The organism is Cupriavidus basilensis (genome assembly GCF_008801925.2).
Taxonomy (GTDB): Bacteria; Pseudomonadota; Gammaproteobacteria; order Burkholderiales; family Burkholderiaceae; genus Cupriavidus; species Cupriavidus basilensis.
On record NZ_CP062803.1, the window covers coordinates 2,025,882 to 2,043,625 of the forward strand.

General features: G+C 67.2%; 16 protein-coding genes and 1 pseudogene. 6 read left to right on the top strand and 11 right to left on the bottom strand.

Annotated elements, in window-relative coordinates; translation table 11 throughout:
- Positions 1-13 precede the first annotated feature (13 nt).
- A pseudogene (locus tag F7R26_RS41710) lies at positions 14-1,143 on the top strand (CMD domain protein).
- 19 nt (positions 1,144-1,162) lie between these two features.
- On the opposite strand, the gene F7R26_RS09165 reads toward F7R26_RS41710, so the two are convergent.
- Both F7R26_RS09165 and F7R26_RS41425 read right to left on the bottom strand, forming a co-directional pair.
- Positions 1,163-1,528 (bottom strand): cupin domain-containing protein, encoded by a 366-nt coding sequence (locus F7R26_RS09165; protein ID WP_150990240.1) that lies wholly within the window; start codon positions 1,526-1,528, stop codon positions 1,163-1,165.
- Positions 1,529-1,565: 37 nt separating this feature from the next.
- A complete protein-coding gene (locus F7R26_RS41425; protein WP_193692145.1) occupies positions 1,566-5,198 on the bottom strand; it encodes a DNA translocase FtsK in 3,633 nt (1,210 codons plus the stop codon).
- 276 nt (positions 5,199-5,474) lie between these two features.
- On the opposite strand from F7R26_RS41425, the gene F7R26_RS09175 reads away from it, so the two are divergent.
- Complete coding sequence (locus tag F7R26_RS09175) at positions 5,475-6,692, top strand: EAL domain-containing response regulator (RefSeq protein WP_150993266.1); 1,218 nt, start codon at positions 5,475-5,477, stop codon at positions 6,690-6,692.
- Positions 6,693-6,738: 46 nt separating this feature from the next.
- Here F7R26_RS09175 and F7R26_RS09180 read toward each other — a convergent pair whose 3' ends face one another.
- Positions 6,739-7,152 (bottom strand): DoxX family protein, encoded by a 414-nt coding sequence (locus tag F7R26_RS09180; protein ID WP_150993264.1) that lies wholly within the window; start codon positions 7,150-7,152, stop codon positions 6,739-6,741.
- Positions 7,153-7,297: 145 nt separating this feature from the next.
- Positions 7,298-8,254, bottom strand: coding sequence for a LysR family transcriptional regulator (locus tag F7R26_RS09185; RefSeq protein ID WP_150993262.1), 957 nt, complete (start codon positions 8,252-8,254; stop codon positions 7,298-7,300).
- 149 nt (positions 8,255-8,403) lie between these two features.
- Between F7R26_RS09185 and F7R26_RS09190 the strand changes: the two genes are divergently transcribed.
- Complete coding sequence (locus F7R26_RS09190) at positions 8,404-9,006, top strand: FMN-dependent NADH-azoreductase (RefSeq protein ID WP_150993260.1); 603 nt, start codon at positions 8,404-8,406, stop codon at positions 9,004-9,006.
- A 341-nt stretch (positions 9,007-9,347) separates the two neighbouring features.
- Positions 9,348-10,637 (top strand): ergothioneine biosynthesis protein EgtB, encoded by a 1,290-nt coding sequence (gene egtB / locus F7R26_RS09195; RefSeq protein WP_150993258.1) that lies wholly within the window; start codon positions 9,348-9,350, stop codon positions 10,635-10,637.
- A gap of 53 nt (positions 10,638-10,690) precedes the next feature.
- Here the strand turns inward: egtB and F7R26_RS09200 are convergent, their stop codons facing one another.
- The 7 genes from F7R26_RS09200 to mltG form a co-directional block, all read right to left on the bottom strand.
- On the bottom strand, positions 10,691-11,389 hold the full coding sequence (locus tag F7R26_RS09200) for an ankyrin repeat domain-containing protein (protein ID WP_416351314.1): 699 nt from the start codon (positions 11,387-11,389) through the stop codon (positions 10,691-10,693).
- Positions 11,382-12,176: a TatD family hydrolase gene (locus F7R26_RS09205; RefSeq protein ID WP_150993254.1), complete on the bottom strand. Its 795-nt coding sequence runs from the start codon at positions 12,174-12,176 to the stop codon at positions 11,382-11,384. Before F7R26_RS09205 ends, F7R26_RS09200 begins: the two co-directional genes overlap by 8 nt.
- A 115-nt stretch (positions 12,177-12,291) precedes the next feature.
- Positions 12,292-12,813 carry a GNAT family N-acetyltransferase gene (locus F7R26_RS09210; RefSeq protein WP_150993252.1) on the bottom strand — a complete coding sequence of 174 codons (522 nt, stop codon included), beginning with the start codon at positions 12,811-12,813 and terminating at the stop codon, positions 12,292-12,294.
- Between the two features lie 82 nt (positions 12,814-12,895).
- Positions 12,896-13,333: a PilZ domain-containing protein gene (locus F7R26_RS09215; protein ID WP_370565957.1), complete on the bottom strand. Its 438-nt coding sequence runs from the start codon at positions 13,331-13,333 to the stop codon at positions 12,896-12,898.
- 64 nt (positions 13,334-13,397) lie between these two features.
- Positions 13,398-14,405 (bottom strand): DNA polymerase III subunit delta', encoded by a 1,008-nt coding sequence (locus F7R26_RS09220; protein ID WP_150993250.1) that lies wholly within the window; start codon positions 14,403-14,405, stop codon positions 13,398-13,400.
- Positions 14,406-14,522: 117 nt separating this feature from the next.
- Positions 14,523-15,137 carry a dTMP kinase gene (gene tmk / locus F7R26_RS09225; protein ID WP_150993248.1) on the bottom strand — a complete coding sequence of 205 codons (615 nt, stop codon included), beginning with the start codon at positions 15,135-15,137 and terminating at the stop codon, positions 14,523-14,525.
- 8 nt (positions 15,138-15,145) lie between these two features.
- On the bottom strand, positions 15,146-16,141 hold the full coding sequence (gene mltG, locus F7R26_RS09230) for an endolytic transglycosylase MltG (RefSeq protein ID WP_150993246.1): 996 nt from the start codon (positions 16,139-16,141) through the stop codon (positions 15,146-15,148).
- 189 nt (positions 16,142-16,330) lie between these two features.
- Between mltG and ygfZ the strand changes: the two genes are divergently transcribed.
- Positions 16,331-17,326 carry a CAF17-like 4Fe-4S cluster assembly/insertion protein YgfZ gene (gene ygfZ, locus F7R26_RS09235; RefSeq protein ID WP_193692146.1) on the top strand — a complete coding sequence of 332 codons (996 nt, stop codon included), beginning with the start codon at positions 16,331-16,333 and terminating at the stop codon, positions 17,324-17,326.
- A gap of 34 nt (positions 17,327-17,360) precedes the next feature.
- The gene (locus F7R26_RS09240) at positions 17,361-17,651 is read left to right on the top strand and encodes a DUF4936 family protein (RefSeq protein WP_150990383.1); all 291 of its coding nucleotides are present in this window, start codon (positions 17,361-17,363) and stop codon (positions 17,649-17,651) included.
- Positions 17,652-17,744: the final 93 nt, after the last annotated feature.

Here is a 17,744-nt window from a genome sequence, read left to right on the forward strand (position 1 = left end):
CGAGGACCCCATCATGACCCAAGCCAATCCAGCCACCGCCGACGTGGTGGACAACGTAGCCGGCCTCGCCGCCGGCTCGGCCACCCACGCCCTGCGCCATCAGCGCGAGAAGGTCGCCGCCGCCACGCAAGGCAGCTATGACGCGCTGTTCGATCCCGCCCTGCCCGGCCTGCCGCTGACCGAGCGCCTGCTGGTGGCGCTGTACGCCGCGCGCCTTACGCCCGCACCGGAACTGGTTGCGCACTACAGCGCGCGCCTGGCGCAAGCCGGCGCCGATGCCGCCCTGGTCACCGTGGCCGGGCAAGGCAATCCGGATTCTCTGGCCGATCCGCGCCTGCGTGCCATGCTCGCCTTCACCCGCACGCTGATCGAGAACCCGGTAGCGGGCGACGAAGCCGCCCTCAAGGCCCTGCCCGCCGCCGGCCTGGCCACGCCCGAGGTGGTGACGCTGGCGCAGCTGATCGCCTTCCTGTCCTACCAGGTGCGCCTGGTGGCCGGCCTTAAGGCCCTGAAGGCCCTGAACACCCTGCAATCCCAGGAGGCCGCAGCATGAGCGCACCCATCAAGGCAAACGGCTTCACCAACGAAGTGCTCGACTGGAAAGCCTGGCTGGACGTGGTCCAGGTGGACCAGGCCACGCCCGAGCAGATCGCGGTGCTGGAAGAAAGCCATCCCAAGGCCAAGGTATCGGACTACTACCTGTTCCTGGTGCATCAGCCCGAAATCCTGCGCCAGCGCTCCACTGCCTTCAACGCCATCATGTACGCTCCCGGCGGCATGGCGCGCGCCGAGCGTGAGCTGGCCAGCACGGTGGTGTCGCGCATCAACGGCTGCGTGTACTGCGCGTCGGTGCATGCCCAGCGCTTCGAGCAACTGGCCAAGCGCAACGATGTGATCACGCAGGTGTTCGAGGACCCGCATACCGCGGGCACCACCGCGCGCGAGCAGGCGATCTCGAAGTTCTCGATCGCGCTGACCGAGCGGCCGGATGCGGTAAATGCCGATACCTTGCGCGCGCTGCGCGAGGTGGGCGTGAGCGATGCCGAAATTCTCGACCTGATCCACTCGATCGCCATCTTTGCGTGGGCGAACCGGTTGATGCTGAATCTGGGGGAGCCGGTGTTTCCGGCTGTGGAGAGTTAACGCAGGGCGCTGACGCTGGTCAGCCCTGCGCGGCCGGCTCGCAATGCACCGCGAGCCAGACCGTAGACTGGGCGGCATCCGTCCACGCCACGCGATGCCGGCAATGCGCCGGCAGATGCAGGTAGTCGCCTGGCGCGAGCGTGCGCGGCTCGGCCTCGCCATCCAGGTGCAGGCCTGCGCTGCCGCTGACCAGCAGCACCCATTCGTCCTGCGCGCTGTCGTACCAGAAGCCCTCTGGGCTGGCCTGGCCATTCGAGACGATGCGCTCGATCTTCAGGCCGGGCCGCTCCAGCAAGGCTTCGAAGCGCTCGGCAGTCCGGTCGACCGGCACCTGTGCCAGCAGGTTGCCCTGTGGCACAGGCGGCGGCTTGCCCTTGGCATCCATCGTCGTCTCCGGTTAGGCGGCACGCCTGCCGCCCACGTCAATCGCCCGAGCCCGGCGCAAGCACATCGCGCGCGCCGTTGCGGCCCATCGGCGAGACCAGTCCCGCCACTTCCATCTGCTCGATCAGGCGCGCCGCACGGTTGTAGCCAATGCGCAACTGGCGTTGCACGGCGGAAATCGAGGCCCGCCGGCTGGTCAGCACAAAGGAGGCCGCTTCGTCGTATAGCGGGTCGGCCTCCACATCGCCACCACCTTCGCCGAACAGGTCCGACGCTGCGGCCTCGGCGGGATCGCCCGCGAGGATGGCCTCGTCGTAGTCGGGCTCGCCGAACTGCTTCCAGTGTTCCACCACGCGGTGCACTTCGTCATCGGCCACAAAGGCGCCGTGCACACGTTGCGGATAGCCGGTGCCCGGTGGCAGGAACAGCATGTCGCCCTGTCCCAGCAGGCTCTCGGCGCCCATCTGGTCAAGGATGGTGCGCGAGTCGATCTTGGACGAGACCTGGAAAGCCACCCGGGTCGGGATGTTGGCCTTGATCAGGCCGGTGATCACATCCACCGACGGGCGCTGCGTGGCCAGGATCAGGTGGATGCCTGCGGCGCGGGCCTTTTGCGCCAGCCGTGCGATCAGTTCTTCGATCTTCTTGCCAGCCACCATCATCAGGTCGGCCAGCTCATCGATCACCACCACGATGAACGGCAGCGCGCGTAGCGGCTCGGGCGCATCGGGCGTGAGCGAGAACGGATTGGGCACGTGCTCGCCCGCGGCCTCGGCGGCGCGGATCTTCTGGTTGAAGCCAGCCAGGTTGCGCACGCCCAGCGCCGACATCAGGCGGTAGCGCTTTTCCATTTCGCCCACGCACCAGTTCAGCGCGTGCGCGGCCTGCTTCATGTCGGTCACCACCGGCGACAGCAGGTGCGGGATGCCTTCGTAGACCGACAGCTCCAGCATCTTGGGGTCGATCATGATCAGGCGCACATCGTCCGGCGTGGCCTTGTACAGCAAGGACAGGATCATGGCGTTGACCGCCACGGACTTGCCCGAGCCGGTGGTGCCGGCCACCAGCAGGTGCGGCGCGCGCGCGAGATCGGTCACCACCGGCTTGCCGGTGATGTCCTTGCCCATCGCCAGCACCAGGTGCGAGTTGTGCGCGAGAAACGATGAGGCGGCCACGATCTCGGACAGGCGGATCATCTGGCGCCGCGCGTTCGGCAGCTCCAGCCCCATGCAGGTCTTGCCGGGAATGGTCTCGACCACGCGGATCGAGGTCACACCCAGCGCCCGCGCCAGGTCCTTCATCAGCCCGACCACCTGCGCACCGCGCACGCCCATGGCGGGATCGACCTCGAAGCGCGTGATGACCGGGCCGGCAGAGGCGCCAACCACCGACACCGGCACCTTGAACTCCGCCAGGCGCTGCGCGATCAGGTTGCCGGTTTCCTGCAACTGCTCGTCGGTCACCTGCTGGATGTCCGCCGTGGCGGTTTCCAGCAGGGCCAGGTCTGGCAAACGGTAGTCCGAAATACGGGACGGCGGCAGCGTGACGGCAATGACTTGCGATGCTGGCACGGCGCTGGCAGCGGGTGCCGCGGATACGGTGGGTGCGGCGGCTACCGGCGCATTCAGCGCTACCACCTTGCCGACCACGGCCGGAAGCACGATACGCGGCTTGGGCGCGGGCGGCGTAGCTGGCCGTGCTTCGGGCAGCGGAGCCGGCGCGTCTTCGATCGCAGGCGCGGGGCTGGCAGCGCCAACCTCGCTGCCGTGCTCGACCAGCAGGTTGGCATCGAGAACGCCTTCGGCGATCTCTTCCGTGGCTTCTTGAGAGTCGGCTTCAGGTTCGGCTTCAGGTTCGGGGTCGCCTGCGGGCCTCAGGTCAGCTTCGGCATCCTGAACGAACAGGATATTTGCGGCCTGTGCTTCTACTTCCGGGTCTGCTCCCGGCTCTACTCCGGCCCGCGCGGCCGGCTCAGCGGCGCCTTCCGGCTCCTGGAGCATTGCCGGTTCGTCCACCTCGGGCGCCAGGACAACCTCTGGCAAGGCAACCGCCTCGGGCTCGGCCGGGCCAGCTGCTTCGGTATCCACGGCGGAGAGTTCGGCAACGCCTTCGTCGCCGGCTTCGGCTGTTGCTTCGGCTGTTGTTTCGGTGATTGCTTCGGCCGGGCTTTCGATCGAGGCTTCAGCCACGACCGGCGCTGCTACCTCGCTTGCGGCACCGGTGACAACATCGGTGTCTGCCTCGGCGACAACAGCGGCGATTGCAGGAGCGGCTTGCGGCTCCGGCTGCGCGTCGGCCGCCGGAGCAGCAGGCCGTGTCGACTTCCAGGCGCTGGCCAGTGCGCTCAGCTCCGCCATCAGCGCCTCGGCTTCCAGGCGGAGCGCATCCAGCGTCACGGAGGGCGTCGCGCCTTCGCCGGCGGATTCCGCGCGCGGCTGCGCATTCTGCGGGGCGCCAGCGGTTGCAGCGGCGGGAATAGCAATGTCCTCGGTGGACAGCACCGCCACAGGCTGGGGCTCGGCGGGCGCCACGGCGGGGGCTGCCTCGGCCTCCAGCACTTGCGTTTCCCGCGTCTGGCCGGACAGCTCTCCAGGTTCTGCCGGCGCCGCCGGCACGGTGGCAACCTGTTCGCTCCGGTGCTTGCGCGCATCGTCGTCCTGCGCGACCGGCATGACAACCGGCGTGACAACCGGCCGCACCGCGGCAGCTGTCGTCCCGCTCTTTGCAGCGGGCTGGGCGGGTTGCGCACTGTGTTGCGCATTGGGTCGCACATTGGCTTGCGGCAGTGTCGTGATGGCCGAGCGTGCGCTCATCTGCGGCTGGCGCACCGGGCTGCTGGCCACGGTCGCGCGTGCAGCCGCAGCCGGGGCAGGACTGGCTGTTCGGGCCTGCACCGCCGCCGCGGCACCAGCAGCAGCGACGGACGCAGAGCGCGCGGCTGCCGGGCTAGTCGCTTGCGGCTGGCTTGGGGTGCGCAGCGGCGCCGGCCTGGCGGGCGCCTTGGCTGCAGGCGGTGGCGATGCGGGCGCAGGGGCCTCCGGCTTGGCGGCGCCCGGCGGCCCGGCCTGCTGCAGCCAGATCTCGCCCGGCTGCGGCGGCGAATTGCGGGTGCGCGCCGGCGGCTGCCAGACCGGCTGGCGCCGCGCCGATACGGCTTCGATGCCCTTGTGGCGCGGCACATAGTCGGTCGAGCCCGGCACGGCGGTGTGCGTGGCGCCGAGGTGGGTGGTCTCCCAGCTGTCCGGTTCGCGCGCGGCGCGGGCGGGCGGGCGCTGGGGCGCCAGCTCGGCCTCGTCCGGCTCCGGCAAGCTGGGCTTGCGCAGGAACAGGCTACGCCAGGTTTCGCCGAACACCATCGGCGCGGCCAGGGCCAGCACGCCCAGCATCACCAGCAGGCTGGCGCTCCAGCCGAGCATGCCGGAAACCAGGGTGCCCAGCGCGCGCCCGGCGCTGCCACCTGACGTGCTGCCTGCCATGCCGCCCTCGCCCGCCGCGCCGGTCAGCGCTTCGAGCGACGCGCTTGCGCACAGTACGATCAACGTGCCAAACCATACCCGCAGCGTGCCGCGTCCACTGAAGAACCGGCGCTCGCCGGCGAGCAGGCGCGCCACCTGGCGCCACACCAGCGGCACAAGCCACAAGGTCGAAAATCCGAACCAGCCAAAACCCATTATCGAAACGCCATCATCAAATACCTCGGGCGACGATTGTAGCGGGTCTGGGCGCGGCGTTTCCGCCCAACATGGCACGCGCAACGGAATATCGCCCGCTTTGCGGCGTCTGGCACCCTCCCCCGCCGCGCGAACCCTGTGCGCCGGCGTCGGTATCTGCCTGCGCAAAGGCGTGCCCACCGCGCGGCATGTGCGCTACTATGGACGAAGCCTGCCTCGAATCCACGCTGCCCGTTCTCACCGGCCGATTTCCATCGACCCAATCCCGAGCCAACCATGCAGACGCGCTACGCCGGACTGTCCGCCCTGGTGGTCGATGACCACCCGTTCCAGTTGCTGGCGGCGGAACAGTTGCTGACACAGCTGGGCGTCAGCGATGTACATTGCGCCGCGGACGGCCGCATTGCGCTGGACCTGCTTGCCGCGCGCAAGGTCGACCTCGTGCTCTGCGACATCGAGATGCCAGGGCTCAACGGGCCCGGCATGATGGACGAGCTGACCCGGCGCAAGGACCACGCCTTCGCCGGCGCCCAACCCCTGTGGGTATGGGTGTCCGCGCTGCAGGACGACATCATCGATTCCCATGTGAGCCTGGCCGATTCGGTTGGGCTCGCCCACGTGCGCGCGGTGCGCAAACCGATCTCGGCGGTGGTGCTGGAAGAAATCCTGCAGGATGCGCTGGAGCGTGACCTCACCAGCGCAGCCCCGGCGACAGCGCCAAGCCAGCCGGATGACCGCGAGCTGCTGGCCGCGGTGCGCACGCCCGGCGCCATCTTCATCCTGCTGCAACCGCAGTTCAGGATCAGCACCGGCGCGCTGGCCGGAGCGGAAGCGCTTTGCCGCTGGCGCCATCCGACCATGGGCCTGATCCGGCCCGACCTCTTCATCCCAAGGCTCGAGGCGCTGGGCGAAGCCGATGCCATCTTCCATCTGGCGGGCCAGCAATGCCTGTCGGTGCAGCGCCAGTTGCTGGCGCGCGGCGTGCGTATCCCGCTGAGCATCAATGCATCCGCGCAGACGCTGTGCCGGCCCGGCGTGCTCGACGCCTTCGACGCCATGGTGGAAGCCAGCGGCATGCCGCGCCAGTTGCTGAATATCGAATTGACCGAGGGCTACCCGGTCTGCGACACCCGTGCCCTGTCGATCGCGCTGAACCGCCTGCGCCTGCTAGGCTACGGCGTGGCCATCGACGATTTCGGGATCGGCATTGCCACCCTCAAGCTGCTGGCGGACCTGCCCTTCACCCAGATCAAGCTCGACCGCTCGTTCGTGGTGGCGGTGCCCGGCGACAGCCAGCGCGCGGCGATCTGCCGCAACGTCATCAACCTCGCGCGAGACCTCAAGCTGGAATGTGTGGCCGAGGGCATCGAGACCCCCGCGCAGCGCGACGCGCTGCAAGCCCTTGGCTGCGACCTTGGCCAGGGCTACCTGTGGTCCCCCGCGCTGCCGCCCGACATGTTCGTGGCCGAAACGCTGGGCCGCTGGACGCCCTGAGGACGCCCTGAGGACACCCTCAGGACGCATCCGAGCGGCAGCTACGCTAGTTCCACTTGCCGTTGATGCCGCCCACGCTCAGGCGCCCCGCGCCCAGCAGCGCTACCGCGAGGGCGCCGGCCAGGAACATCGCTTGCAATTCCAGCGCCCATCCGCCGGTGTCGGCCATCATGCCTAGCTGCTTCATATGGACGAGGCCCACCGCCACCAGCATGTTGACTGCGACGATCAGCGCGGCGACCCGGGTCCATAAGCCAAGGATCAGCAGCACCGGCGCCACCACTTCCCCGATGTAGACACCATAGGCCAGCACCACGGGCAGGCCGGCCTGCGTCACCACCTGCGTCACGAACCCCGGCCCGGCGATAAGCTTGGAGATCCCGTGCAGCAAGATCAGCACGCCGAGCACAATGCGCAGTACCGCCTTGCCCAGGTCCTGCGATGGCTGAGAACCACTCATGGTCGTCACTCCTTGTCCGGATCAGCAAACGAAAGCAAGAATGCGCCGTCCGCAGCCGAAGCGCCTTTGGCTCCACGCGCGGCACGCATATTTACCTTAGTGCGCCGCGCGGTGAAGGTAAAGGCACAAGTTGCGCGGACGCGTCTCAGATCTGGCCGACGGGCCGGTGCATGCCCGGCTGGCGCGGCGGCTGCATGCCCGCCTTGCAGGCCGTCTCGGGCAGGATGTCGGCAAGGAAGTCCAGGAAGCGCCGCAGCGCCGGCGGCATGCCCTTGCGCGAGGGAAAGACCGCGTGCAACGTCCCGACCGGCATGATCCACTGCGGCAGCAGCACCTCCAGTTCCCCGCTCTCGATGGCGTCGCGGCAGAACATGCGCGGCAGCATCGCCACGCCCACGCCCGCGATGGCGGCCGCGCGCAGCAAGGCGAATTCGTCGGTGACAAGACGCGGATCGTACGGCACGTGGATCGACTGCCCGGTATTGCAGGTCAGCGTCCAGACGTGCTTGCCGTCGTGCGGCTTCTGGTTGACGCCCGGCATGCCGTCCAGCGCCTCGGGCGTGCGTGGGCGGCCGATGCTGTCCAGCAGCGCCGGGCTGGCTACCAGCATGAGTGGGCTCTCGCCGTAGGTGCGCACCACCAGCGACGAGTCGTCCATCACCTCGCGCACCCGCAGCGCCAGGTCGAAGCCTTCGGCAATCACGTCCACGCGGCGGTTGGTGGCTTCCAGTTCGATGCGCACACCGGGATTGGCCTGCATGAAATGCCCGATGGCGGGTGCCAGCAGGCTTTGGGCGATCGCCACGGGGCAGCTCACGCGCAAGGTGCCGCCGGGTTGGTCGCGAGCCTGCTCGATCACTTCACGCGCCGCTTCAGCCTCGGCCAGCATGGCGCGGCAGCGCTCGTAGTAGGCCTCGCCGATGGGCGTCACGCGCACCTGCCGGGTGGTCCGGCGCAACAATTGCACCCCGAGGTCGCGCTCCAGCTGGGCAATGCGACGGCTGAGCCGGGACTTCGGCACGCCGCTGGCGCGGCTCGCAGCCGAAAAACTGCCGTGCTGGACCACCTGGGCAAACAGCGAAAGATCGTTCAGGTCTTGCATGGGTCATCCTTGGCGGTAGGAGCGTGCCAGGGTAGCAGCCCGCCTGCGTTCTGCGCCTGGAACAATAAGTTCTATTTTGCCCCACTACCGGCATCAATATCAGACCGCTATCTTTCATCCATCCAACCCGAACCCCAGTGGAGATGAACATGAAGATCTTGCAAATCGACTCGAGCGTACTTGGCGACCATTCCGCTTCCCGCAGCCTGACCGCCAAGGTGGTTGCCGACCTGCGCGCCAAGCACCCTGAAGCCACCCTGACCGTGCGCGACCTGGACCAGGACGCCCCGGCGCACCTGTCCGGCGCGCTGCTGCCCGTGCTGGGCGGCCCGAAGGATGGCCTCAACGCCGTGCAGGAAAGCGAGCTGCAACGCACCGAAGCCTTCCTCAAGGAATTCCTCGAAGCCGACGTGCTGGTCGTCGGTGTGCCGCAATACAACTTCGGCATCCCCAGCCAGCTCAAGTCCTGGATCGACCGCATCGCCCAGGCTGGCCGCACCTTCAAGTACACCGAGACCGGCCCGGTCGGCCTGGCCGGCGGCAAGCGCGTGATCGTGGTGTCGTCGCGTGGCGGCGTGCGCCAGGACGCCAACGCCCTGGACCTGCATGAGCAGACCGTGGACGTGGTGTTCCGCTTCCTGGGCATCACCGACATCACCTACGTGCGCGCCCACGGCCTGGCAATGGGCCCCGAAGCCCGCGAAGCCAGCCTGGTTGCCGCCAACGGCGCCGTGGCAGCCCTGGCAGCCTGATCCCGGCACGGCGGCCTCGCGCCGCCCAGCCCAGCGCAAAGCGCCCGCCCGCAGCCATGCCGGCGGGCGTTTTGCATTTCTGCGTTTCAGCCCGCGCACCTTGCAGCGCTGCGCCCTGCCACGGATTCTTGCAGGCGCGAGCCGGCTATGCCCACCGCGCGATCGGGTCTATGATGGTTCCGAACGCCTGAGCGGTTTCGGTGCATGTCCATCCAGGGGGAAGCCCGCGCGGCCTTGTTGTGCAGGCCTGGGTCGGAACCTGTCCGCAATCCACACGCCACGGCCAGCTGCCGCCCAAAGCGGCATCCGTGGCAGATGCATAGTCCGATCCGGGAGCCCGCATGTCCTCTGCCCTGCTGCCTGCCAGCGCCGTGCATCCTCCGCACGAGCCAGCCCTGCTGTCCCAGTACCGCCACGTGCGCGCGGCTACCGAAGCTATGGTCGCCGACCTCACCGACGCCGATGCCACGGTGCAATCCATGGACGACGCCAGCCCCGCCAAATGGCACCTGGCGCATACCACCTGGTTCTTCGAGGAATTCGTGCTGACGGCGCGTATCCCGGACTACGAGCCGGTTGATCCGCAGTATCGCTACCTGTTCAACTCCTATTACGAAGCCGTCGGCGCCCGCCACCCGCGGCCGCGCCGCGGCCTGCTGTCGCGGCCGTCGCTCGACGAGATCCTGGCTTACCGCGAGGCGGTCGACGAAACCATGCTCGGACTGCTGACCAGCGCGCAGACCGATGCCGAGGCGGCGCTGATCGAGCTTGGCCTGAACCACGAGCAACAGCACCAGGAACTGCTGCTGACCGATATCCTGCATCTGTTCGCGCAAAACCCGCTGAAGCCGGCCTTCGCGCCGGAGCTGCTGGCGCCCGTGATCGCCGATCCGCGCCCGGCGGCGGAGTGGATCCGCTTTGCCGGTGGCGTGGTCGCCATCGGCCATGACCGCGACGGCTTTGCCTTCGATTGCGAGGGCCCGCGGCACAACGTGCTCCTGCAGCCCTACCAGTTGTCCTCGCACCCGGTCACCAATCACCAGTGGTTTGAATTTATCGAGGATGGCGCCTACCGGACTGCCGGACTGTGGCTGTCGGATGGATGGCGCTGGGTGTGCGAGCACGGCATCGAGGCACCGCTGTACTGGGAGGAGCGCGAAGGCACCTGGTGGCAAATGAGCCTGCGCGGCATGCAGCCGGTGGATCCGGATAGCCCGGTCACACATATCAGCTTCTATGAGGCCGATGCCTTTGCCCGCTGGGCCGAGCGCCGCCTGCCAACCGAGGCGGAATGGGAGCACGCCGCGCGCAACCTGCCCGCTACCGGGAATTTTGTCGAGGGACGCGTGCTGCGGCCGCTGCCCGATCGCCAGAATACCTCCGGCGTGCTGCGGCAGATGTTCGGCGACGTGTGGGAATGGACTGCCAGCCCCTTCCAGCCCTACCCGGGCTTCCGGCCCAGCGCCGGGGCGGTTGGGGAATACAACGGCAAGTTCATGTGCAGCCAGATGGTGCTGCGCGGCGGCTCCTGCGTCACGCCGGAGCCGCATATCCGCGCCAGCTACCGCAACTTCTTCTACCCGCACCAGCGCTGGCAGTTCACCGGCGTGCGCCTGGCCGACGACGCCTGAGCAGAAACCAGGCAAAAACGCGCCGGGTTTTGGCCCGGCGCGTTTTCATTCAGTCAGTTCCAGCCCTTTTGCGGAGGCTGAGCGCTTATCGGCGTCTGCGGATACAACTTCTGCCAGCGCGACTTCAGCCCCTCCGCAATCTCCTTCTGGTGATAGCGCTCGGCAAAATCGATCACGGTCATGCCCTGCTGGTTCTTCAGGCGCATGTCGGCGCCTTCGTCCAGCAGCAACTTGACCGTCTCGATATGCCCGCCGCGCGCCGCCATCATCAGCGGCGTGGTGCCATTGGGGCTTTCCGCGTCGATATAGGCGGCGTGGTCGACCAGGAACTTGACGATATCGTTGTTGCCATTGGTCGCGGCGTAATGCAGCGGCGTCCAGCCGGTCTTGTTGATCTCGACCTCCATCTGGTCGACCATCAGCTTGACCAGGTCCAGTTCGTTCTGCAGGCTGGCCATCATCAGCGGCGTCTCACCGGCCGCATTGGTCTTGTCGAAATCGATGTCCTTGGCGCGGATCAGCGCCTCCGCCACCTTCAGCGACTTCTCGCGCAATGCCACCACCAGCATGGGATTGCCCTTGGCATCCACCAGGTTGGGATCGACCCCGCGCGCCAGCAACTTCTGGGCGGCCTTGACGTCATCGAACTCCACCGCATGGCGCATATCGTCCACAGGCCCGGCCCAGGCCGCGGCGCCCACCAGCATGGCCGCAACGGCGACGAGGCGTCGGATAGCATTCATGTTAAACATGAGATTTCCTATCTATATGCTTGAAAAGACGGAAGAAATTATCCGACGTATGTTCCGCGAGCGCCTCAACCGGCATGCCGCGCAGGTTGGCGATGAACTCACCCACGTGGCGTACCCATGCTGGCTGGTTGGTCTTGCCGCGGTACGGCACGGGTGCCAGGTACGGCGAATCGGTCTCGATCAGCATGCGGTCCAGCGGGATCTTGCGCGCCGTTTCCTGCAACTCCACCGCATTCTTGAAGGTGACGATGCCGGAGAACGAGATGTGGAAGCCCTCTTCCAGCGATTGCCGGGCGACCTCCCAGTTCTCGGTGAAGCAATGCATCACCCCGCCGGCTTCGCCCGCGCTTTCCTCGCGCATCACGCGCAAGGTGTCTTCTGCGGACGAACGGGTATGGATGATCAGGGGCTTGCCGGTCTGCCGCGCCGCGCGGATATGGGTGCGGAAACGCTCCCGCTGCCATTCCATGTCCGCGATGCTGCGGCCTTCGAGCCGGTAGTAGTCGAGCCCGGTCTCGCCGGTACCGACCACCCGCGGATGCGCCGACAGCGTTAGCAGGCGCTCCAGCGTGGGTTCCTCGCCCTCCTCATAGTCGGGATGTACCCCGACGGTGGCGTACAGGTGCGGATGCTGCTCGGCGAGTGCCAGCACGCGCGGAAAATCTTCCAGCGTGACCGAGATGCACAGGGCATGCGACACCTGGTTGGCGCGCATGTTCTCCAGCAATTCGGGCAGGCGCGCGGCCAGGTCGGGGAAATCTAGATGGCAGTGGGAATCGACAAACATTGGGGCGGTTTCCGGATAGAGACGCCGCCGCGGGCGGCGCCACCCGCCATTGTAGCCGTTCGTGCCAGCGAGCCCGCGTGCCCACTGCGTGGCGGCGCCTGGCTCCCGGCCGCTCTTACTCGGCTGGCTTGGTCAGGTGCCGCCCGAGGATGACCAGGTCACGCTCGACCCCATCGAGCACAGCCACGCGCGGCAGGTTGCCCCAGCGCTCGAAGCCCAGCGAGGCGAACAGGGCCAGGCTGGGCGCGTTATGGCCAAAGATAAAGCCCAACAGCGTATTGACCCCGATCTGCGGCGCATGCGCGATGGCCCGCTGCAGCAGGTAGCGCCCCAGGCCCTGCCCGCGGCGGGTGGCGTCCAGGTAGATCGAGACTTCGGCGGTGGCGCCGTAGGCCGGCCGTCCGTAGAAATCGGAATAACTGAGCCACCCGGCCATGCGCCCTTCACCGTCCTCGGCCACCCACAGCGGACGCCGCTCCGGCTGATGCTCATCGAACCAGGCCTGGCGCGATTCCACCGCCACGGGCTCGGTGTCCGCAGTGACCATGCGTGAAGCGACGGTGCTGTTGTAGATGGCGACGATGTTGGCCAGGTCACGCTGCAGCGCGGGCCGCACGGTAAAGGCGGAATCACTCATTGTTGAATTTCTTCTCGGACGGGCTACAAAACTTGGTAAAAATCAACCATATCAAACACTTAAGCCACAAAGCTGACGTCAGTTATAACGTCTGGCTGGGCCGACCGGACTCAATGGTCTTGCCCAGGATCTCTTCCACCGCGCGGCGCAGGTTGCGGCCGTTGTCGTCATCCGGCAGGTGAATCCCGATGCCGGGCGTCTTGTTGGGCGTGCCGACCGGGGTAATCCATGCCACGTGGCCGGCAATCTGGTACTTCTGCGGCCGGTCCACCAGCGAAAGCACGAGGAAGACCTGCTCGCCCAGCCGGAAGGGCCGGTTGCTCGGGACAAAGATGCCGCCGCGGTGCAGGAACGGCATGTAGGCCGCATAGAGGCCCGCCTGGTCCTTGATCGACAGCGAAAGCACGTTGGGCCGGGAAGCTGCACCCGGGACCGTCGGCGCCCCGATACCGCCGGCGGCGGCCATGCCTGCGGCTCCGGGAACGCTGGCGCCCCGTGCCCCTGTCACCTCTGTATTCATGACTGACCCCTTGTTACTGACTGTTGGCCTTCAGGCCATATTGGATTTGTTCAACGTCTTGGGCTTACTGAAACAACTGCCGGTATTCCAGAAACACGGCCTCCATCACCAGCCGAGCCGCCAGCGGATGGTTCTCGCTGCGGCGATGGCCCACCAGCCGCGTGGAGAACGCCTGCAACCGGTGCGCATCGGTTGCCTGTGCGCAACGTACCAGGGCTGCCCGCTCACGCGGAAAATAACGCGGCCCAGGCGTTGCGGCCAAGCGGGCCGACAGCAGATCGTACGTCCAGCGCTGCAGGATGCCAAGCACCGACGGCACCGGCAGCTTCTGCACCTGCTCGGCCGCAGCCAGCGCATCGAAGCCGGCGCCCGCGCCAAGCTGGCTTACCAGCCAGCGCTGCATCGGCTGCTCCTCGGCCTCGGCGGCATGCAGCGCGGTCAGCGGGGAGCCGCCGGCCAGCGCCAGCTGCGCCTCGGCGTCTCCCACGCCCTGGCTGCTCAGCCAGCTCATGGCTGCATCGGCCGTGGGCCGTTGCACGGAAAACTGGCGGCAGCGCGACAGGATGGTGGGCAGCACACGATCCAGCCGGTCGGTCACCAGCAGGAACACGGTGGATGGCGGCGGCTCCTCCAGCGTCTTGAGCAAGGCGTTGGCGCCTTCATGCTGCAAGGCGTCGAGCGGATACACCACCACCAGGCGCAAGCCGGCGCGGTGCGTGCCGATGCCGACCGTTTCGATCAGGGCCCGCACCTGCTCCATTCGGATGACCTTGCTGGGCGCCTTCTTCTTGCCGCTTTCATCCGTCTGCGCGTCGTCCGTCGCCTCCATGGCCTCCGGGCGCACCACGCTGAAGTCCGGGTGGTTGCCCTGGCTGAACCAGTGGCAGGCCGGGCATGTGCCGCAAGGCTGCCCGTCGGGGCGCGGCGTCTCGCACAGCAGTCCCTGGGCAAAATGCAGCGCCAGGTCGCGTTTGCCGATGCCTTGCTGGCCGTGAATGAGCAAGGCATGCGGGAGCCGCTCGCGCAGCGCGTTCAGCCGTTGCCAGTCTTCTTTCTGCCAGGGATAAAGCATGCGGATCAGTGAGTTAGGGGTGAAACTTCGTGTATCTGCGCACGTGGCGCAAGAGATAGAGGACGGCAGGCTCGGCTAGCCCCATCCCTATCCATATTCTCGAATCCTGCAGCCAATTCAAAGTGTTGCGAGGACTTTCTCAAGCTCTACCTGAATCTCGGGAATGCTCCGGGTCGCGTCGATGACGCGGAAACGCTGCGCGGACTCCGCCGCGCGGCGCAGGTATTCCTGCCGCGTGCGCTCGAAGAAGGCACGCGACTCGGCCTCGAACTTGTCGGGCTCGCGTGCGCCGGCCAGGCGTGCGCTGGCGGTTTCCAGCGGCACATCGAACAACAGCGTCAGATCGGGCTGCAGGCCATCCTGCACCCAGGTCTCCAGCACTTCGAGCCGTGCACGCGGCAGGCCCCGGCCACCGCCCTGGTAGGCAAAGGTGGCATCGGTGAAGCGATCGGAAACCACCCAGTCGCCGCGCGTCAGCGCGGGTTCGATGACTTCGGCAATATGTTCGCGGCGGGCGGCGAACATCAGCAAGGCCTCGGTTTCGAGATGCATCTTGCGGTGCAGCAGCAACTGCCGCAGATCTTCGCCAAGCGGAGTGCCGCCGGGTTCGCGGGTGGTGACGACCGAAGCGTGACCTGCCAGGCGGGCGCGCAGGCGCTGCGCCACCCACTCCACGTGGGTGCTCTTGCCGGCACCGTCGATGCCTTCGAATGTGATGAATTTTCCGCGCATGGGGAGACTTATTTGCCGCGCTGGTATTTATCTACCGCGCGGTTGTGTTCTGGAAGCGAGTTGGAGAAATGGCTGCTGCCGTCGCCGCGCGCCACGAAATAAAGTGCGTCGGACGGGGCCGGCGCGGTGGCGGCGGCCAGCGAGGCCAGCCCGGGCAATGCGATCGGGGTGGGCGGCAGGCCGTTGCGCGTGTAGGTATTGTAAGGGGTGTCGGACTGCAGGTCGCGCTTGCGGATATTGCCCTCGAACGCCTCGCCCATGCCGTAGATCACCGTGGGATCGGTCTGCAGCATCATGCCCTTCTTGAGCCGGTTGACGAACACGGCCGCAATCAGCGCGCGCTCGGCCTGCTGGCCGGTTTCCTTCTCCACGATCGAGGCCATGATCAGCGCCTCATAGGGCGACTTGTACGGCAGGTCGGGGGACCTGGCGTTCCAGGCGTCGGTCAGGCGCCGCTGCATGGCGCGGTAGGCATGCTTGTACAGTTCGAGATCGCTGCTGCCGCGGGCAAACAGGTAGGTGTCGGGGAAAAACAGGCCCTCCGGTGCCGGCTCCGGCGCACCGATGGCCTTCATCAGTTCCGCGTCCGACAAGCCGCGGCTATCGTGCTTGAGCGCCGGATGCGCATCCACGGCGGCGCGCATCTTGCGGAATTCCCAGCCTTCGATGACGGTCAGCACATAGTGGTTGACCTCGCCCCGGGCGATCTTGCCGATCACCGACAGCGGCGTGGCGCTGCTGTCGAACTCATAGCCCCCGGCCTTGAGGTCGGCGCCATGGCCGGTCAGCCGCACCAGCAGCGCGAACAGGCGAGGGTCCATCTGCACCCCGCCACGCTGGATCTGGCGGCCAACGCTGGCCACGCTGGAATTGGGCTTGATCACCACCTCGATGGGCGAGGCCGTCAGCGCGAGCGGGCGATTGGCCCACCAGGCGAAGGCGCCGGCGGCGGCGATCGAAAAGATCACGGTGACCAGCAGCAGCCGCAGGAAAAGACGTTTCATGTAAAAGAGAAAGTAGCGGCGCACAATGCACCGCGGCAAAGCCGGGTTCACCCAGTGTCGACCATGGGCATCCCGGCTGAAATGGCGACAGCCTCATATAATACCGGGAGCCTTGCACCTTTAGCCGCTTGTAGCTCCTTGCACCTTCCATCCGGCGCGCCTGTGCGCCCCTTGCTTGCGATACCTGCCATGAATGCCCCTGCCCCAGACCGTGCCACCCAGTTCGAAGCCGTGCGCCAAAGCGGAGTCGTCTGCCGACCCGCGCACCTGGGCCTGATCAGGGTTGCCGGCGAAGACGCCGGCAGTTTCCTGCATACCCAGCTGACCAATGCCGTGGATGACCTGGACGCCGGTACGGCCCGCCTGGCCGGCTACTGCTCGCCCAAGGGACGGCTGCTGGCCAGCTTCCTGATGTGGCGTGACGAGGAAGGCATCGTCCTCCAGTTGTCCGCCGACCTGCAGCCCGCTATCCAGAAGCGCCTGTCGATGTTCGTTTTGCGCGCCAAGGCCAAGCTGTCCGACCTCACGCCGGCCCGCGCCGTGCTGGGCGTGGCAGGTGCCAGTGGCGCCGCCGCCCTGCAGGCGGCCGGCCTACCCGCCCCGGCCGAGCCCTGGGCCAGCGCCGCGGCCGCCAGCGCTACCGTGATCCGGCTGCCCGACGGCGCCGGGCTGCCGCGCTGGCAGGTGGTGCTGCCGGCCGAACAGGCCGACGAAGTCCAGGCTGCGCTGTCGGCGCAGCTGGTGCCGGTGGATGCCGTGGTGTGGGACTGGCTGGAAGTGCAGGCCGGCGTGCCGCGCATCGCCGCGGCCACGCAGGAGCAATTCGTGCCTCAGATGATCAACCTGGAACTGGTCGGCGGCGTGAGCTTTCGCAAGGGCTGCTATCCGGGCCAGGAAATCGTCGCGCGCAGCCAGTACCGCGGCACGCTCAAACGACGCATGTGGCTGATCCATGGAGAAGGCGAAGTGCCGGGCGCGGCCACGGAGATCTTCCGCCCCGAGGATCCTGAGCAACCCTGCGGCATGGTGGTCAATGCCGCCGCCTCGCCACAAGGCGGCTGGGACGGCCTGGCCGAACTGAAGATCGATGCGGCGGGTGGCGCCCTGCACCTGGGCAGCGCTGCCGGCAGCCCGGTGCGCGTGGGCGAGCTGCCCTATGCGGTCCCCTTCGGCGACGCCGCCTGAACCCCTGGCAACACTGGGAACACTGGGAATAGCCATGAGCGATCACCTGTACGTCTATTTCCGGGTGCCGGAAGCCCGTGCCGATGAGGCCATCGCGCACTGGCACCGCTGGATGGAGACCGTTGCCGAAGCGAGCGGAATTGGTGGTACGCTCTTACGCAGGCCCGAGGCGCGCGACGGCATGCAGACCTGGATGGAAGCCTACGCCGATGTGCCGCCAGCCTTCGACCAGTTGCTCGACGGGCTGTGGCGGCAGAGCGGGCTGCAGCAGTGGATCAGCGGCGAGCGCCAGGTGGAGCGCTTTGTCGATATCGACCAGCTCTGAGGGGGTGGCCGTGGAACGGCCCCGCCGCCTTGGTCCCTGGGTAACGAAGCCAACGATCGAATCGCAGTCGATGCCGTGAATGCGGCAACCGCA

Bases quoted from the DNA above. Each gene is read 5' to 3' on its own strand.
- F7R26_RS09165 (WP_150990240.1), bottom strand. From the start codon at position 1,528: ATGGATGCCAAGGGCAAGCCGCCGCCTGTGCCACAGGGCAACCTGCTG.
- F7R26_RS41425 (WP_193692145.1), bottom strand. From the start codon at position 5,198: ATGGGTTTTGGCTGGTTCGGATTTTCGACCTTGTGGCTTGTGCCGCTG.
- F7R26_RS09175 (WP_150993266.1), top strand. From the start codon at position 5,475: ATGCAGACGCGCTACGCCGGACTGTCCGCCCTGGTGGTCGATGACCAC.
- F7R26_RS09180 (WP_150993264.1), bottom strand. From the start codon at position 7,152: ATGAGTGGTTCTCAGCCATCGCAGGACCTGGGCAAGGCGGTACTGCGC.
- F7R26_RS09185 (WP_150993262.1), bottom strand. From the start codon at position 8,254: ATGCAAGACCTGAACGATCTTTCGCTGTTTGCCCAGGTGGTCCAGCAC.
- F7R26_RS09190 (WP_150993260.1), top strand. From the start codon at position 8,404: ATGAAGATCTTGCAAATCGACTCGAGCGTACTTGGCGACCATTCCGCT.
- egtB (WP_150993258.1), top strand. From the start codon at position 9,348: ATGTCCTCTGCCCTGCTGCCTGCCAGCGCCGTGCATCCTCCGCACGAG.
- F7R26_RS09200 (WP_416351314.1), bottom strand. From the start codon at position 11,389: ATGTTTAACATGAATGCTATCCGACGCCTCGTCGCCGTTGCGGCCATG.
- F7R26_RS09205 (WP_150993254.1), bottom strand. From the start codon at position 12,176: ATGTTTGTCGATTCCCACTGCCATCTAGATTTCCCCGACCTGGCCGCG.
- F7R26_RS09210 (WP_150993252.1), bottom strand. From the start codon at position 12,813: ATGAGTGATTCCGCCTTTACCGTGCGGCCCGCGCTGCAGCGTGACCTG.
- F7R26_RS09215 (WP_370565957.1), bottom strand. From the start codon at position 13,333: ATGAATACAGAGGTGACAGGGGCACGGGGCGCCAGCGTTCCCGGAGCC.
- F7R26_RS09220 (WP_150993250.1), bottom strand. From the start codon at position 14,405: ATGCTTTATCCCTGGCAGAAAGAAGACTGGCAACGGCTGAACGCGCTG.
- tmk (WP_150993248.1), bottom strand. From the start codon at position 15,137: ATGCGCGGAAAATTCATCACATTCGAAGGCATCGACGGTGCCGGCAAG.
- mltG (WP_150993246.1), bottom strand. From the start codon at position 16,141: ATGAAACGTCTTTTCCTGCGGCTGCTGCTGGTCACCGTGATCTTTTCG.
- ygfZ (WP_193692146.1), top strand. From the start codon at position 16,331: ATGAATGCCCCTGCCCCAGACCGTGCCACCCAGTTCGAAGCCGTGCGC.
- F7R26_RS09240 (WP_150990383.1), top strand. From the start codon at position 17,361: ATGAGCGATCACCTGTACGTCTATTTCCGGGTGCCGGAAGCCCGTGCC.